At 70.5% G+C, this 16,509-nt stretch carries 16 protein-coding genes and 1 riboswitch; of the genes, 12 read left to right on the top strand and 4 right to left on the bottom strand.

The features are described from left to right. The first annotated feature begins 38 nt into the window (after positions 1 to 38). On the top strand, positions 39 to 818 hold the full coding sequence (pstB, locus tag ACO0LV_RS03320; protein WP_424786445.1) for a phosphate ABC transporter ATP-binding protein PstB: 780 nt from the start codon (positions 39 to 41) through the stop codon (positions 816 to 818). A 44-nt stretch (positions 819 to 862) separates the two neighbouring features. Here the strand turns inward: pstB and ACO0LV_RS03315 are convergent, their stop codons facing one another. Next, a complete protein-coding gene (locus tag ACO0LV_RS03315; RefSeq protein ID WP_424786444.1) occupies positions 863 to 1,297 on the bottom strand; it encodes a septum formation family protein in 435 nt (144 codons plus the stop codon). Beyond that, positions 1,297 to 1,932 (bottom strand): DUF47 domain-containing protein, encoded by a 636-nt coding sequence (locus ACO0LV_RS03310; protein ID WP_424786443.1) that lies wholly within the window; start codon positions 1,930 to 1,932, stop codon positions 1,297 to 1,299. The genes ACO0LV_RS03315 and ACO0LV_RS03310 overlap by 1 nt, the downstream gene beginning before the upstream one ends. Positions 1,933 to 2,251: 319 nt before the next feature. Between ACO0LV_RS03310 and ACO0LV_RS03305 the strand changes: the two genes are divergently transcribed. The 11 genes from ACO0LV_RS03305 (at position 2,252) to ACO0LV_RS03255 (ending at position 13,715) form a co-directional block, all read left to right on the top strand. After that, the gene (locus ACO0LV_RS03305) at positions 2,252 to 3,031 is read left to right on the top strand and encodes a hypothetical protein (RefSeq protein ID WP_424786442.1); all 780 of its coding nucleotides are present in this window, start codon (positions 2,252 to 2,254) and stop codon (positions 3,029 to 3,031) included. Between the two features lie 21 nt (positions 3,032 to 3,052). After that, the gene (locus ACO0LV_RS03300) at positions 3,053 to 3,640 is read left to right on the top strand and encodes an FABP family protein (RefSeq protein WP_424786441.1); all 588 of its coding nucleotides are present in this window, start codon (positions 3,053 to 3,055) and stop codon (positions 3,638 to 3,640) included. 11 nt (positions 3,641 to 3,651) lie between these two features. Beyond that, complete coding sequence (locus tag ACO0LV_RS03295) at positions 3,652 to 4,752, top strand: YgfZ/GcvT domain-containing protein (RefSeq protein ID WP_424786440.1); 1,101 nt, start codon at positions 3,652 to 3,654, stop codon at positions 4,750 to 4,752. 74 nt (positions 4,753 to 4,826) lie between these two features. After that, a complete protein-coding gene (locus tag ACO0LV_RS03290; RefSeq protein ID WP_424786439.1) occupies positions 4,827 to 5,939 on the top strand; it encodes an FUSC family protein in 1,113 nt (370 codons plus the stop codon). Between the two features lie 57 nt (positions 5,940 to 5,996). Then, complete coding sequence (locus ACO0LV_RS03285; RefSeq protein ID WP_424786438.1) at positions 5,997 to 6,251, top strand: type II toxin-antitoxin system Phd/YefM family antitoxin; 255 nt, start codon at positions 5,997 to 5,999, stop codon at positions 6,249 to 6,251. After that, positions 6,248 to 6,673 carry a type II toxin-antitoxin system VapC family toxin gene (locus ACO0LV_RS03280; protein ID WP_424786437.1) on the top strand — a complete coding sequence of 142 codons (426 nt, stop codon included), beginning with the start codon at positions 6,248 to 6,250 and terminating at the stop codon, positions 6,671 to 6,673. Before ACO0LV_RS03285 ends, ACO0LV_RS03280 begins: the two co-directional genes overlap by 4 nt. 70 nt (positions 6,674 to 6,743) lie before the next feature. Then, positions 6,744 to 7,073, top strand: a complete 330-nt coding sequence (locus ACO0LV_RS03275; RefSeq protein WP_424786436.1) for a DUF2516 family protein — start codon at positions 6,744 to 6,746, stop codon at positions 7,071 to 7,073. Next, entirely contained in the window at positions 7,070 to 8,092 is a 1,023-nt protein-coding gene (locus tag ACO0LV_RS03270) for an asparaginase (protein ID WP_424786435.1), read from the top strand. Before ACO0LV_RS03275 ends, ACO0LV_RS03270 begins: the two co-directional genes overlap by 4 nt. A 3-nt stretch (positions 8,093 to 8,095) precedes the next feature. Continuing rightward, positions 8,096 to 8,521, top strand: coding sequence for a D-aminoacyl-tRNA deacylase (gene dtd, locus ACO0LV_RS03265; protein WP_424786434.1), 426 nt, complete (start codon positions 8,096 to 8,098; stop codon positions 8,519 to 8,521). Between the two features lie 132 nt (positions 8,522 to 8,653). After that, positions 8,654 to 11,209, top strand: a complete 2,556-nt coding sequence (locus tag ACO0LV_RS03260; RefSeq protein WP_424786433.1) for an ATP-dependent Clp protease ATP-binding subunit — start codon at positions 8,654 to 8,656, stop codon at positions 11,207 to 11,209. A gap of 337 nt (positions 11,210 to 11,546) precedes the next feature. Then, positions 11,547 to 13,715 (top strand): FAD/NAD(P)-binding protein, encoded by a 2,169-nt coding sequence (locus ACO0LV_RS03255; protein WP_424786432.1) that lies wholly within the window; start codon positions 11,547 to 11,549, stop codon positions 13,713 to 13,715. Positions 13,716 to 13,733: 18 nt separating this feature from the next. Here ACO0LV_RS03255 and ACO0LV_RS03250 read toward each other — a convergent pair whose 3' ends face one another. Both ACO0LV_RS03250 and ACO0LV_RS03245 read right to left on the bottom strand, forming a co-directional pair. Continuing rightward, a complete protein-coding gene (locus tag ACO0LV_RS03250; RefSeq protein ID WP_424786431.1) occupies positions 13,734 to 14,726 on the bottom strand; it encodes a DMT family transporter in 993 nt (330 codons plus the stop codon). Between the two features lie 135 nt (positions 14,727 to 14,861). Further along, positions 14,862 to 14,949, bottom strand: a riboswitch (glycine riboswitch). Positions 14,950 to 15,168: 219 nt separating this feature from the next. Further along, positions 15,169 to 16,461 (bottom strand): BNR-4 repeat-containing protein, encoded by a 1,293-nt coding sequence (locus ACO0LV_RS03245; protein WP_424786430.1) that lies wholly within the window; start codon positions 16,459 to 16,461, stop codon positions 15,169 to 15,171. Between the last annotated feature and the right edge of the window lie 48 nt (positions 16,462 to 16,509).

Genomic DNA, 16,509 nt, shown 5'->3' with positions numbered 1-16,509 from the left:
CCACTCGCGCACGCGTGTTCCAGCAGGAGGTATGAGCTGTGTCCAAGCGCATCGATGTCACTGACCTGAACGTCTTCTACGGTGACTTCAAGGCCGTGGAGGACGTCACGATGGTGATCGAGGCCCGATCGGTGACCGCACTGATCGGGCCCTCCGGCTGCGGCAAGTCCACCTTCCTCCGCACCATGAACCGGATGCACGAGGTGATTCCCGGGGCCTACGTCACCGGGAGGGCCGTCATGGACGGCCAGGACCTGTACGCACCGGGGATAGACCCGGTGGTGGTTCGTCGCCAGGTCGGCATGGTGTTCCAGCGGCCCAACCCCTTCCCTACGATGTCCATCTACGACAACGTGCTGGCCGGGGTGAAACTGAACAACCGGCGGATGAAGAAGTCCGACGCCGACGACCTTGCCGAGTCGGCGCTGACCGGGGCGAACCTGTGGAGCGAGGTCAAGGACCGTCTCGACCGGCCCGGGTCATCCCTGTCCGGTGGCCAGCAGCAGCGCCTGTGCATCGCCCGGGCGATCGCCGTACAACCGGAGGTGCTCCTGATGGATGAGCCGTGCTCGGCGCTGGACCCGATCTCCACCCTGGCCATTGAGGACCTGATCCACGAGTTGAAGAACGACTACACGATCGTGATCGTGACCCACAACATGCAGCAGGCCGCCCGGGTCTCGGACCGCACCGGCTTCTTCAACATCGCCGGAACCGGCAAGCCGGGCCGGCTGATCGAGATGGATGACACCGCCACGATGTTCTCCGCCCCCTCGGTCCAGGCCACCGAGGACTACATCTCCGGTCGGTTCGGCTGAGCACGACCCCTCCTGTGCCCACCGTCGGTCCTCGCCCGGGGAACCTACCGCCCGCTGTCCTGGAAGCCGCCGGTGGTGGTGCCTTCGGGGAGGTAGGCCACGCACCAGACGTCCCGCCCGCCGGTGTTCTGCCAGCTCTCCTGCGTCGGCCGGAACCAGTCCAGGCGCAACTGTGAGTCGGCGTAGTCGATCCCGACGAACTCGGTGAAGGCCTCCAGGCACCCGGGTTCGGCGACGTCGTCGATCGCCTCCTGGCCGGGGAAGGTCTCGAAGTCCACCTCGAAGGTTCCCACGAACTGGGCGCTGTGCTCCTGCTCGCAGTCCACCACCTCCACGCTCGCACGCGGGGCCTCCTGGAGCTGGTCCCATTGGGCGCATGCGCCCACCTGCACCGATTCGGTGCTGCAACCGGCCAGCGCTCCCGCCAGCATGGCCACCGTCGCGAGGGCCGCCAGCAGTGGCGCGCGGCGGGCGCGCATCAGGACTCCTTGAGGTAGATCGACTCCACGATGTTGGCCACCTTCTCGAAGTGGTCGGCAGCGGCTTCCAGTGAGTCGATCACCGTACGGATCTTGATCAGGTGCACCACCCCGGCCGGGCTGTCCAGGTACTGCGGGTCGGTGAACAGGTCCGCGGTGAGCCCGCGGTAGATCCGGTCGGCTTGGTTCTCCAGCCTGTTCACCTCGATCCAGTACGCCTCCAGTCCGTTCATCTTCCGCAACTGGGGCATCGCCGCAGCGGTCAGTTCCGCGGCCCGCTGCAGCGTGGCGACCTGATCGGTCACCGCGTCGGGCAGCTCGCCGATGCGGTAGAGCACCACTGCGTCGGTGGCCTCCTCCATGGAGTCCATGCAGTCGTCCATCGAGGAGGTGAGGTCATACAGGTCGTCCCGGTCGAACGGGGTGGCCGAGGAGCGGTTCAGGTGCCGGATGATGGCGTGGGTGGACTCATCCGCCAGGTGCTCCACGTCGCGCATCCGGTTGGCCAGTGCCGGACGCTCAGCCGGTTCGGAGCCGATCAACTGGGCGAGGATGTCCGCACCGGTGACCAGGTGGTCGCCCAACTCGGTGAGCAGGTCGAAGTAGACCCTGCGGGGGGTCAGGGTGAGTCGCACTCAACTTTTCCGATCTGTACAGGTCTTTGCCCAGCAGCGTAGGCCAGAGATGCACATCCCAGGCAGGGGGCGTACCCGGAGGTGAGGTTGATGACACCGGGCCGCCCAGCGCCTGACGGCGCGAAGGCCGCTCGTAGCGGCTGATGTTGGAGCCCGGGGCTAGCGCGACCCGGCGTCGCATCCAGTGTAAAGGCACCTGCCGGGTGCGCACGACGGCGGAATCCGAGCCGGTGTGCGCCGCACCTGACATCGGGTCATGCCGGGCACGCGTTTTCACCCCCTCCGGGGTATGCCGGTAGCGTTCGCCCCAGGAGCCGCCGTGTCCTGCCCGGCAGCAGCCGCACCGGAGAGAGGGGGTCGAGCGCACGTGCTGAGCAAGTCCTTCCGCGCGGTGGTCACCGCCACCGCCTCGGCCGGGGTGGGGCTGACGGCATTCGGGGACCGGCCGCTGCTGATCACCACGGTGGCCGGGATGGGCGGCATATTCGCACTCGGCTGGCCGGGACTGCTCGGACTGCCGGCCCGTCAGGGCACCTCGGTGCTGTTGCTGGCCACGATAGCCGCAGGGGTGTCGCTGCAGTGGCTCACCGGTGACCTGGCCTATGCCGCACTCGGGTTCGGGATCGTCGTCGTGGCCGCCTTCGTCCTGCAACTGCTGCGCCGCGACGGCCGCCCCCGGTTGGTGGAGTCCGTCGCCGGGGCGGTCACGGGTGCGGCCGTGCTGACCTCCGGCGTGGGGTGGCTGGCGGTGGGCACCGGTCCGACGTCGGTTGGGCTGCTGCTGGTGGGGGCGGTGACCCTGGCGGCTGCGGCGATCGTCACCGCGATCCCGCTGCCCGCCACCTGGGGGTGGCTGGTCACCACCGCGGTCGCGGCAGGTGTGGGCCTGGGGGTGGGAACCGTGATCATCGCGGTGGGCCCGGTCACCGGGGTGCTGGTCGGGCTCGTGGCCGGCGTCCTCAGTGCGGCCGTGCATCACCTGCTGGGTCAGTTCCCCGCCTCGGTGCGGGCGTGGCCGGCGTTATCGGCGGCCGTACTCCCGGTGTTGGTCTGCGGTGCGCCGGTGTACGTGCTGGGCCGCATCCTGCTCCTGCTGTGATGGCGCGATAACATCGCAGGTGTGGCATTCCAACTTCCTGACGACCTGGCCCCGGAGGCGTACCCGCTCGCCTGGCTGATCGGCCGCTGGCGCGGTCCCGGCTTCGTGGCCTACCCCGACATCCCCCAGCGCGGGGTTCTCGTCGACGTGGAGTTCGGTCACGACGGCGGCCCGTACCTGACCTACAGGTGCACCACCCACCTGCTGGAGAGCCCGCTGGAGTCCCTGGAGGGGGACATCGACGTCGCGGCGCTGCAGGCCGGGCAGGTCTGGAGCGCCGAATCCGGCTACTGGCGGGTCGCCCCGACCGACGCAGGCACCGACGGCGGAGGGAACGGAACGCCCGACGGCGGCGTCCCGGCGCACGCGCTGGAGGTGCTGCTGGCCGAACCCAGCGGGCACGTGAACGTCTACCTGGGCCAGGTCCAGGGCCCCCGGGTGGAACTGAGCACCGACCTGATCGCCCGCACCTCGACCGGCGCCGACATCGCGGCCGCGGCCCGGATGTACGGCCTGGTGCGGGGGGAACTGATGTGGGCGACCGACCTGGCCGCGTTCGGCCACGAGTTGCAGTCCTACTCCTCGGGCCGGCTGCAGCGACACGAGTGAAGGAGAGCGCGATGAGTGCCAGTGCGTTGATGACCAGGCAGGGTGCCGTAGCCGCTGCGGACCCGGATGAGGGTGTAGCCGCGCACTACGGCGAGCCCATGCACGAACAGCGCGCCCTCGAGCAGGGCCGGGCGGTAGTGGACCTGTCCCACCGGGGCGTGGTCACCGTGGCCGGTGCCGACCGGCTTACCTGGCTGCACTCGATCACCTCCCAGCACCTCAACGCCCTGGAGCCGGGGATGAGCACCGAGATGCTGGTGCTGGACCCCCACGGCCGGGTCGAGCACGCCGCCGCCGTCATCGACGACGGCGCCACGACGTGGCTGATCACCGAGTCCGGGACCGCAGCAGGACTGGTGGCGTACCTGGAGTCGATGAAGTTCGCGATGCGGGTGGAGGTCGGTGCTCGCACCGACCTGGCCGTGCTCGGCACCAGCGCGCACGGGCCAACGATCGACGGTGCGCTGATCCAGTGGCGCGACCCGTGGCCGGTGACCGCCCCGGGTTCGACCCGCTACGGGCCGGACGATCACGAGCACCCCGGCGCCCAGTGGCAGGGGGCGTTGTGGCTGGTGCAGCGCGACGATCTGCCGGCCGCCGTGAGCCAGGCCGAGGGAGCTGGTGCGCGCCTGGCCGGGGTGTGGGCCTGGGAGGCATTGCGGGTGGCCACCTGGCGGCCACGGCACGCCCGGGAGTGCGATGAGCGCACGATCCCGCACGAGTTGGACTGGCTCCGCACCGCCGTGCACCTGGAGAAGGGGTGTTACCGGGGCCAGGAGACGATCGCCCGGGTGTTCACCATGGGCCGGCCCCCGCGCCGGCTGACGATGCTGCACCTGGATGGCTCCGAGCACATCACCCCCGAACCGGGTGCCACGGTCGTGCACGGTGAACGCGAGGTCGGCAGGGTCACGAGCGTGGTCCGCCACCACGAGCTGGGTCCGGTGGCCCTGGCGGTGCTGAAGCGGTCGGTGGATCCCGAGGCCACGCTGAGCGTGGAGGGCCTCGCCGCCGGGCAGGAGACGATTGTGACCCCGGAAGGTTTCGGCACCGGGAGACCACCTCCCCAGGACAGGCCGCGACCGAACCCGGCGCTGCGTCGTCGTCCCTGATCGAGTGGGCCGTGAAGCGACGGGCGTGGGGCCGGTCCGAACCGGACCCCGGGGGGACACCCCCGGTTCCCTCGGTGGAACGTCCCACATTGCGCCAGGTCCGGGTTTCGGCACTGGCGCGGGCCCGTCGGGGGCTGCGCCGCACCCGTAGCGACCTGTGGCCGATCCTGACCGCAGCGGCAGCCGCCGGTGTCGCCTATGCGATCGCGTTGTACGGTCTGGGGCACCGCTACCCGCTCTTCGCCGCCATCGCGGCGTGGATCAGCCTGGGGTTCAGCCACGACCGCCGCCCCCGCAAGGTCGCTGAACTGGCCTTCGGCGTGGCGATCGGGGTGTTCTTCGGGGAGGCCTTCTCCGCCCTGTTCGGGTCCGGCCCGATCCAGGTCGGTGTGGTGCTGGTCCTGGCCGTGCTCGCGGCGCGGCTGATCGATGCCGGGCAGATGCTGGCGATCCAGGCCGGGGTGCAGTCGGTGGTGGTGGTGGCCCTTCCGGGATACCTGTTCGGCGTCACCGGGGCCATGGACCGGTGGTTGGACGCGGTGATCGGTGGGGTGGTGGCCCTGGCGGTGGCGGCGCTGCTGCCGATCGATGTGCGCAAGCAGGTGCGCTCGCTGGCCCGCGCGGCGCTGCAGGAGGTTTCCCGGACACTGGGTGGGGTGGCCCGGGGCCTGGCCGCCCAGGATCCCACCGCGGTGGGTGATGCCCTCGTGCAGGCCAGGGGTTCCCAGGCGGTGCTGGATGAGTGGCATGAGGTGGTACGCGGATCCTTGGCCGCCACCCGGTTCACCCCGCCGTGGCTGCGGCACGACGACGAGATGACGCGGCTGGACCGGGCCGCGATGCTGTGTGACCGGGCGATGCGCAACACCCGGGTGCTGACCAGGCGGGCCAGCGCCGTCGCGATGGATCCCGACGACGGTGCGCTGCTGGCCGATCTACTGGAACAGACCTCCGCGGCCGCCGAGGCGTTGGGCACCGAACTGGGCAACAACGACGACCCCGCGAAGGTACGCCCGCAGCTGGTGCGGATCGCCGGACAGTTGGACCCGCAGGCCTTCTCCGGCTGGCGGGCCCAGACCGAGGTGGCGCTGCTGCGCTCCCTGCTGGTGGATCTGCTGGGGATCACCGGCTGGACCGGGGAGGAGTCGCGGGCGGCACTGGCCGAGCCCGGTTCACTCGGGGAGTGAGGCCACCTGCCCGGATATCGGTACCGCGGCCGGTACGCCGCGGCTAGGGTGTACAGCATGGACGTCCCCGTCAGTACATTCCGGTCCCAACTCAAGCACTGGATCGAGCGCGTGGGGGCGGGCGAAGAACTCATCATCACCGAACGAGGGGTGCCGGTGGCCCGGCTCACCGGTGTCGACGGAGCAGACCTGATCGCCTCCCTGGAACGGGATGGCCTGTTGTCCGCCCCCGAGGCGGACCGGCCCAGCGCACCCGCGGTGGAGGGCAGGCACTCCTCCGTCTCGGAGCTGGTTCGCCGGTTGCGACGATGAGCCTGGTCTACTTCGACTCCAGTGCGCTGCTGGCGCTGGTGCACCACGAGAGCACCTCGGCGCTGGTGCGCGCTCTGTGGGACCGGGCCGACGCGGTGTTCGCCTCCCGGCTGGCCGACGCCGAGGTGCGTGCGGTGCTGCGCGCCGGGGAGCGCAGTGGCAGGGTGAGTAAGGAAGTAGCGGGGCAGGCGCTGGAGCGCTGGCACCGGATGTGGCCCGCGCTGCGCAAGGTCGAGGTCACCGCGGCGATCGCCGAACGGGCGGCGGACCTGGCCGAGGAGCACGGGCTTCGTGCCGGGGACGGAATTCAGATGGCCTCGGTGGAGTTGCTCGCCCCGGCCAACCCGATCGTGGCCCTCACCGACGCCCGCCTCGCGGGCGTGGCCACCGCCTTGGGCCTGCGCGTGCTCCCGCAGCAGTAACCCTCGACGGACGTGCGCCCGGCTCCGCCTGCGCGTGGGCTGATCGCGTGGGCTGAACTAGAGTCATGGGGTGATCGTCGTCGGCACCATTCAGAACTATCTGTTCCTCGCGCTGTCCCTGGTGGTGGTGGGCATGTGCGCAATCGCGCTGTTCGATGCGCTGCGACGCCCCGGGGAGGCATTCAGTTACGCGGAGAAGCGCACCAAAGGCTTCTGGGCCGGCATCCTGGCTCTCGCCCTGCTGTTGGCCTTCCTCGGCATCCCGCCGCCACTGGGCCGTTCGGGCCTGATCATCTTCCTGGTACTGGCTGCGGTGCCGGCCGGGATCTATCTGGCCGATGTGCGCCCGGCGGTTCGTCACTACCGGGACAACCGTGGCGGTGGAGGATCGCCTTGGTGAATCCGGGTCAGCCCCACACCGTCGTTCCCGCCCCGTCCGTGCCGCACCCGATCAACCCGGGCGCGCCCCTGGCCTGGGTGGTGCGCGGCGACCTCACCGAATCGGTGCACACCGGCCATCTGAGCATTCTGCACGCCGACGGCAGCACCGGGCTGAGCGTGGGCGCGCCGGCGCAGACCATGTTCCCGCGCTCGTCGGTGAAGCCGGTGCAGGCGCTCGTGGCGCTGCGCACCGGGGTGGTGCTGGAACCGGAACAGATCGCCCTGGCATGCGCCTCCCACAGCGGGGAGGCGGCACACCTGGAGGTGGTCCGAGCGATCCTGGCCCGCGCCGGGTTGAGCGAGGCCGACCTGGGCAACACCCCAGATCCGCCGTTGTCGGCCCAGGCCGCGCGCGCCTGGCGCGACGCGGGCCATGAGCCCTCCTCGCTCACCCAGAACTGCTCGGGCAAGCACGCGGTGATGCTGGCGACCTGCGTGCACAACGGCTGGCCCACCGACACCTACCTCGACCCGGCGCACCCGCTACAGCAGGCGGTCGTGGCCACGATCGCCGAGCTGACCGGCGTCGTGGTGGGCCACCTGGCCGTCGACGGGTGCGGAGCGCCATTGCCCTCGACCACCACCGAGGGGCTCGCCCGGGCCTTCGCGACCCTGGCCACCGCGCCACCGGAGTCACCGGAGGGTCGCGTCGCCGCCGCCATGCGGGCGCACCCGCATCTGGTCGGGGGACAGGGCCGGGACCTCACCGAGGCGATGCGGCAGGTGCCCGGTCTGATCGCCAAGGACGGCGCCGAGGGCGTCTACGCCGCCGCCCTGCCCGATGGGCGCGCCCTGGCCTTCAAGATCGCTGACGGCGGCTCCCGGCCCCGCCCTGCGGTGCTCGCGGCGGCGCTGGGTGTTCTGGGCGAGCACACGCCCGCCGAGGGGTGGAGCTGGGCGCAGGTGGCGGTGCTGGGCCACGGCCGGCCCGTGGGGCAGGTGGTCCCCGCCTTCGGGTCCACCGGCGGGGGGAACTGAGCGGTGCGAGCCGTCCTGCAACGAGTCAGCTCCGCTTCGGTGGAGGTGGAGGGGCAGGTGGTCGGGAAGATCGGTACCGGCCTGCTCGCCCTGATCGGGGTGACCCACACCGACACCGCGGCGGACGCGCAGTTCATCGCCCGCAAGATCGCCGACCTGCGGATTCTGCGCGGTGAGACCTCCCTGACCGAGAACCCCGACGCCGGGGTGCTGGTGATCAGCCAGTTCACGCTGTACGGGCAGGCCCGCAAGGGCCGCCGTCCCACCTGGTCCGAGGCGGCGCCGGGTGAGGTGGCAGAGCCCTTGGTGGGCGCCGTGATCGAGGACCTGCGCGGGCGCGGCCTGACCACCCAGACCGGGGTGTTCGGCGCGGACATGGCCGTGTCGCTGGTCAACGACGGTCCGGTCACGCTGGTGCTGGAGAGCTGACCGGCCCGGTCCGGGCCGACCCGCCGATCACGCCGCTGGCGAACACGGGCAGGAAACCCCTGTGCCCACGGTTAGCATCAATGTATCTGCCACGACCAGTCTTGCCCTGGTCCCGGCCCTTGGGAGCTGTACATGTTCGAAAGATTCACCGACCGAGCCCGTCGCGTCGTCGTCCTCGCCCAAGAAGAGGCGCGGATGCTGAACCACAACTACATCGGTACCGAGCACATCCTGCTCGGTCTCATCCACGAGGGTGAGGGTGTCGCCGCCAAGGCCCTGGAGTCGCTGAGCATCTCCCTGGAGGCCGTGCGTCAGCAGGTGCAGGAGATCATCGGGGAGGGCCAGCAGGCTCCCTCGGGGCACATCCCCTTCACCCCGCGCGCCAAGAAGGTGCTGGAGCTCTCCCTGCGTGAGGCCCTGCAACTCGGACACAACTACATCGGCACCGAGCACATCCTGCTCGGCCTCATCCGTGAGGGCGAGGGCGTGGCCGCCCAGGTGCTGACCAAACTCGGCGCGGACCTGAACCGGGTCCGGCAGCAGGTGATCCAGTTGCTCTCGGGATACCAGGGCAAGGAAGCCGTCTCCACCGGTGGGCCCAGCGAGGGTACCCCGTCCGGTTCGGCCGTGCTGGACCAGTTCGGCCGGAACCTCACCCAGGCCGCCCGCGACTCCAAACTCGACCCGGTGATCGGGCGGGGCAAGGAGATCGAGCGGGTGATGCAGGTGCTCTCTCGCCGCACCAAGAACAACCCGGTGCTGATCGGTGAGCCCGGCGTCGGAAAGACCGCCGTGGTGGAGGGCCTGGCCCAGGACATCGTGCGCGGCGACGTGCCCGAGACCCTGAAGGACAAGCAGCTCTACACCCTTGACCTGGGTGCGCTGGTGGCCGGCAGCCGTTACCGCGGGGACTTCGAGGAACGCCTGAAGAAGGTGCTCAAGGAGATCCGTACCCGCGGCGACATCATCCTGTTCATCGACGAGATCCACACCCTGGTCGGCGCCGGTGCGGCGGAGGGCGCGATCGACGCAGCCTCCATCCTCAAACCGATGCTGGCCCGCGGTGAACTGCAGACCATCGGGGCCACCACCCTGGAGGAGTACCGCAAGCACATCGAGAAGGACGCCGCGCTGGAGCGCCGTTTCCAGCCGATCCAGGTCGACGAGCCCACCTTGGCGCACGCGATCGAGATCCTCAAGGGTCTGCGCGACCGGTACGAGGCACACCACCGGGTCACCATCACCGACCCGGCCCTGGTCTCTGCCGTGCAGCTGGCCGACCGGTACGTCAACGACCGGTTCCTGCCGGACAAGGCGATCGATCTGATCGATGAGGCCGGCGCCCGGTTGCGGATCCGCCGGATGACCGCCCCGCCGGAACTGAAGGAACTCGACGACCAGATCTCCGAGGCCCGCCGCAGCAAGGAATCGGCGATCGACGATCAGGACTTCGAGCGTGCCGCCCGGCTGCGCGATGAGGAGAAGAACCTCACCGCCACCCGCGCCGAGAAGGAGAAGGCCTGGAAGTCCGGCGACCTGGACACCGTGGCCGAGGTGGATGAGGAACTCATCGCCGAGGTGCTGGCGATGTCCACCGGTATCCCGGTGTTCAAGTTGACCGAGGAGGAGTCCTCGCGCCTGCTGAACATGGAGACCGAACTGCACAAGCGGATCGTGGGCCAGGACGCCGCCGTGAAGGCGCTGTCCCAGGCGATCCGGCGCACCCGAGCCGGGCTGAAGGACCCCAAGCGTCCCGGTGGTTCGTTCATCTTCGCCGGCCCCACCGGCGTGGGGAAGACCGAACTGGCCAAGGCGCTCGCGGAGTTCCTGTTCGGTGACGACGACGCGCTCATCCAGTTGGACATGAGTGAGTTCTCCGAGAAGCACACCGTCTCGCGCCTGTTCGGATCCCCGCCGGGGTACGTCGGTTACGAAGAGGGGGGACAACTGACCGAGAAGGTGCGGCGCAAGCCGTTCTCGGTGGTCCTCTTCGACGAGGTGGAGAAGGCCCACGCGGACATCTTCAACTCGTTGCTGCAGATCCTGGAGGACGGCCGGTTGACCGACTCCCAGGGCCGCATGGTGGACTTCAAGAACACCGTGATCATCATGACCACCAACCTGGGTACCCGTGACATCGCCAAGGGCCTGCTCACCGGCTTCCAGGCCGGGGGGGATCTGTCCACCAACTACGAGCGGATGAAGATCAAGGTCAACGACGAACTCAAGCAGCACTTCCGTCCTGAGTTCCTCAACCGTGTCGACGACGTGATCGTCTTCCCCCAGCTCTCCCGCGAGGAGATCCACCAGATCGTGGACCACATGGTCGGTGCGCTGGCCACTCGCTTGGCGGACAAGGACATGACGATCGAACTCAGCCCCGCTGCCAAGGAACTGCTGGCCGATCGTGGCTACGACCCGGTGCTCGGTGCCCGGCCGCTGCGCCGCGCGGTGCAGCGTGAGATCGAGGACCAACTCTCCGAGAAGATCCTCTACGGCGAACTCACCGCGGGCCAGAAGGTCTACGTGGACGCCACCGGAGAGGGTCTGCTGGCCGAGTTCACGTTCACCGGGGTGGACAGCGACGAGCCCGCCAAGGAACTCGAGGCCGCAGAGCCGGTCGCTGCGGCGGTCGGCGCAGGTTCGCCCAACAGCACTGCTGAGGACGCCCCCGCCGACGAGGACTGAGCTCCGCCCGCCCCTGGGCCCAACCGTCGAACGCCCCGTGCACCCCGTGCACGGGGCGTTCGCGTTCCCCACCCCCGGCCCCCCGGCCCCCCTGGCCCACACCCCGCACGCCCGCACCCCCCAATCCCGCTGAGACCGGTCGGGGGCGCTGAGACCGGTCACGCGATCGACAGGTCTCACGGACGATCGACCGGCCTCACGGGCGACCGACCGGTCTCATCTGCGCCGCAGCCGCCTTCCCGTGGTACCGAGCGCCGGTCCGGCGGCCGCCGGCCGGATGGTGAGATGGCCGCGCAGCCGCTGGAACGATGCCGATGGGCTGGTTAGCGTGCCTGATGTGAGGGATTCGCACGGCGCTGCCACCTCGGCTGCCCCCGGGTTGCCGGTCGAGGTCGACCCGTCGACCCCTGAGGTCGACCTGGTGATCGTGGGGGGAGGGCCGCGGGCCGTGGCCACCGTGGCCCGCCTGGCCGCGCGGTTGCGCCCGGAGGAGCCGTTCGGCGCTCCCGCGCCCTCCGGTGATCCGGCGCTGCGGGTCGCGATCATCGACGCGGTCCAGGTGGGCGCCGGCGCCACCTGGCGGACCGACCAGCACCCGCTGCTGCTGAACAACACCTACAGCGCCCAGACCACCGCGCACGCCGACGCCAGCACCGACCAGGACGGCCCGTTGGTGCCGGGGCCGGACCTGGTGCAGTGGGCGACCGCCTGCTCGCACGCCCCGACACAGCGCTACCTCGGTATCGGCCCGGAGCGGCCGGCATGGCTCGGCGCCGAACTCGCCGCATTGCGCCCGGAGTCCTACCCGACCCGGCGGCTGCAGGGGGTCTACTACCGCGACCAGCTCGCTGAGGCCGCCCGCCGCGGGGGAATCGAGGTGTGGCACATCGAGGGCACCGCGACCGACATCGCCGTGGCCGGCACCGAGCCGGCCACCCGCGCCCACGAAACACCTGGCCGCACCGGCACCAGCACAGTGGATGGGCGCCGCCTCGTCCGGCTCACCGGCGCCCACCGGGTAGCCGTCGACGGACCCCGCGGACACCGCACCCATCACCCCGAGCCGGTCGCCGCGATCAGCGCCCCCTTGGTGGTCCTGGCCCAGGGCATGATCCAGGCCGAGCCGTCGGATCAGACCCGCGCCCGCACCGACCGGGCGCGCAGGCAGCGACTGCTCTATGTGCCCCCGGGGATGCCATCGGAGCGGGACTGGACCCAGGTGCCCGGCCACGGCCAGGACGTGCTGGTGGCGGGGATGGGGGCGAACTTCTTCGACGTGATCGGCATCCTCACCGCCGGTCGCGGGGGCCGCTTCACGCTGGCGGACACCGGCGCACAGGCTGATGCCGCCGGGTTCGCCGCCCTCGACGGCGGTGCAGGTGGCCCGGCTGCCGGCGCGCCGCTGCACTACGAACCCTCCGGCGCGGAGCCGCGGCTGCTGGTGGGATCCCGGCGCGGTCTGCCCTACCGCGGCAAGGGCGCCTATCCCACCGGAATGCCCCCGCCGTGGCGACCCCGGATCGCCACCGCCGGAGCCCTCGCGGACGCCTGCCGTGGCGGTGTCCGGGATCTGCGCACCCAGGTCTGGCCGCTGTTGGCCGCCGAGTTCGCGGCCGCGCACCTGATCACCTTGGCTGCCCACCACCGCCACGCCGTGGTCGACGGGGTGGATGAGGCCGCGATCATCGCCGCGCTCAGCCGCGGCACCGATCCCGCCGCCGTCGTCGCCGATCTGGTCACCGCACCCGGTTACGCCCTGGACGTGGACCGGCTGGACCGGCCCGCGCCCGTGGCGGACCCGCAGCAGTGGGACGACTGGGTGCGCACGTGGTTGGACCAGGAACAGGCCTCGATCGCGAACCCGCTCACGTCCCCGCGCAACGCGGTGAACCGGGCGATGGCCACCCTGCGAGTCCTACTCGGGCGCCATGTGACCGCCGGGGCACTGGACGGGCGCGCCCGGCTGGTCCAGTACGAGGACTGGTTCGTGCCGTTGGGCCTGACCCTGGCCTCCGGCCCGCCGCCGCGGCGTACCGCCCAGTTGCTGGCGCTGGTGCGCGCCGGAGTGGTGCAACTCCTGGGGGAGAGCCTGGTCATCGAGCCCGACGACGACGGCTTCCGCGCCCGCACGCGCGTTCACCCCGGGGGGGTGGTCACCCGGGCGCTGCTGGAGACCCGGATGTCCCGGGGCCAGGTGCCGGGCACGTCCGACCCGCTGCTGTCCACGTTGATGGGCAGCGGCCGCGCCCGGCTGCACCGGGTCCCGGACACCACCAGGGCCGGTGGGTGGGCGGCGACCACCACCGTGGATGTCACCCCTGACGAGTTCGCGCTGATCGATGCTGCGGGCCGGACGGATCCGGACGTGCTGGTGCTGGGGATCCCGGCCGAGACGGTCCAGCCGGGCTCGGCGATCGGGGCGACCCCCGGGGTCCCCTCGCCGCTCCTGGCGGGCGCGGACCGGGTGGCCGCCCAGGCGCTGGAGCGGATCGCCGTCCCGGTTTGAGGGGGCGGAAAGGTGGGCTCAGCGCACTCCCCGGCGCACGCGCAGCAGCGGCAGCCCGGCGGCAGCGACGATGATCGCCACACCTGCCCAGTTCAACGCCGAGATGGTCTCGCCGAACAGTGCCGCGCCCAGCAGCAGGGCCACCACCACCTCCCAGTAGGAGGTCCTGGACAACTCGGCGGTGCGCAGGTGCTTACCGGCCAGCACCAGCAGGCCCAGGGCCAGCAGGCCGCAGACCGCGAAGAACGTCAGGGCCCAGGCCCAGTTGGCCGGGGTCATCGCGCTCAGGTCCGGGCGGGTGAGGGCCACCATGGCCCCGGTGGCCAGGGTGCCGAAGGTGAAGTTCCAGAAGCTCCGCACGTCGGCGGGCATGTCCGCGCGGAACCGGTAGCACAGCAGCGCGGCTCCGTACAGCACCCCTGAGGCAACCCCGAGCAGCACCCCGAGCAGGTGGTTCTCCGAGGCGGTGGTCGGCCCCTCGATCAGCCCGGCCACCAGCATCATGCCGGTGAATGCGGCTGCCAGCGAAAACGTCTCGGCGCGGGTGGGGGACTCCTTCAGGACCACCCGCGCCAGGATGGTTGCCAGCACCGGGCCGAGATAGAGCAGCGCCACGGCCAGGGCCAGGTCGGTCAGCACGGTGGCCGAGAGCATCAGCGCGAAGGACAGGCCGAGGAAGACCCCGCCCAGTACGACAGCGGGCGACAACCTGGTCTGCCGCAGCAGGTGCCGGCGCCCGGTGATGGTGAGCAGGACGAGGATGCCCAAGGCCCCCACCAGCATCCGGCCCATGGTCAGTGCCTCACCCATCACCTCACCCGGAGGGCTGGACAGCCGCCCGAAAACCCCGGCCGTGCCCATCGCGGTGGTCGAGGCGAAGATCGCGATCAGGCCCAGCGCACGGTTGGGACGACGCGAGGAAGCGGGCGGGCGTGGAGCCGGTGTGGCAGGCGCCGCAGAAGTCGCTGCAGCCGGAACGGTAGGGGCCGGTGTATCGGTGAACGTTGCCAAGGATCTCCTCGGGACGGGCGCAGGCACGCCAAGCGGTCAGGTGGTTCCCCGCTCTGTCATCGGACCTGAGAGATTTCGCGGGCACGCCCGCCTGCACCATCGGTGAACCCCGCAGGGTTACTTTTCAGAGGAGCCTGGCCGTCGGCGGTCTGGGTGCCTGAGAGATTCCCGGGGAGGTTGCTCCGTCGGCGCCCGCTCGTGCGGGCTCTCCCGCCACGGCTGAAGTGGCATGTTCAGTTCTGCCTCGATTATGCCATCCGCTGCGTCTTTCCGATGTGGCCCGCCTCACTCCTGCTGCACGGAACCGCACCGACGCGGCCGGCGGTGACGCGGCCGGCGGTGACGCGGCCTGCGGTGGCGCGGGTGCCTGCCCTACCGGGGGATCGCCGCGAAACTGTGCCGCGACGCGGTTCCCGCGCGACGAGTGCTCAGGTGGACACGCTCAGCGGCGGGGGAGTACGTGCGCGGCAATCTCGCAGGCATAGTGTTGCGAGGTGGTCATCTCGCCACGGAACCACAGCAGCACCAGGGTGCCGGGATCGCCGGGAGCCACGATCGGGCGCAGGTTGTCCACCGGGGAATCCCGCGTCACCGGGGTCCAGGCCCAGGTAGCGCCACCGTCGGCGGTACGGCCGTGGAAGATCTCGTGGTGGGCCAACTCGGACCCGTCGCGCGGGTCGATGTGGGTCGAGGCGTAGACCGAGTCCGCGTCGTAGGGGTCGATCGCGATCAGGCCGGTGTAGTCCTCCTCGCGCGGGAACAGCGCACGCCCGGCCTTGGCGACCTGGTACACGCCCCAGGTTCCGTCGTCGTTGGTGCGGCCGTAGAAGAAGCGGTGGTCGGCGAAGTTGGAGTTCTCCGGTTCGTCGTTGGCGCGGGCGGTGAAGGTGGCCACCACGGTGCCCTCGATGCGGCGGATGTCGGTGGTCCATCCCCGCGTCATCCGCTCCCCGTCCCAGACCGAGCCGGCGGCGAAGACGGTGGTCAGTTCCGCCTGGTCCGGCGCCTGGCCGGACAGCGCGTGGGGGTCGACGACGGTGCCATCGGAGGCGTGCAGCGCCCCTGCGCTCAGGTACCCGTGGTAGATCGAGTTGTTGTAGTCGCGCGGGTGGTGGTCGGTGGTGAGTACGTCGATCCGGTCGGTGCCGGCGTAGCGGCAGTATCCGTTGACGTAACCGACCTTGGGCCGGTCGAAGAGCTTGCCGGCGAAGGTCCAGGTGTCGCCCTCGTCATCCGAGACCAGGGCACAGGCGTCGTCGTTGATCGCCCGGGCGAAGCAGTACAAGCGCCCGTCCAGTTCGTGCAGGTTCGAGTAGGTGACGCCCCGGCCCCCGGTCAACTCGGTCCAGTCGAAGACCTGCTCCGGGCCCCAGGTGGTGGGGTCCCCCGGCTCGCTGATGCGCCACCGGGTGTAGTTGTCGCTCTTGTGCTTGGCGTAGACCGCCAGCCAGCGACCGTCACGCCGGCGCCACAGGCCGGGGACGTTGTGGTCATCGGCCTCCAGGTTCTCGTGCAGCACCGCGATCGTGGACTCACCCGTGCCCAGGTCGGTGACGGTGAGTTCCACGTTCCCGGCTCGGGTCGCGCCATCCTCGCCCTCGGGCGCGGCCACCGAACCGACCACCAGAACATTGGACTCGGGATCCACCAGGGCACGTTCGTCCTGGTACCAGCACCAGGCGCCGTTGCGGTTCAGGACCCACGGGTCAGCGTCGAACACCGGATCAGCCGCCATCGGGCCACCACTCTCTCGAAAGCTTCGGGAATTTCTCCGATACGTGGT

It is taken from the genome of Pseudactinotalea sp. Z1739 (assembly GCF_049725055.1).
Lineage (GTDB): Bacteria > Actinomycetota > Actinomycetes > Actinomycetales > Beutenbergiaceae > CALKWS01.
The sequence above is the reverse complement of the archived record's forward strand: the minus strand, read 5'-3'. Positions and strand labels throughout refer to the sequence as shown.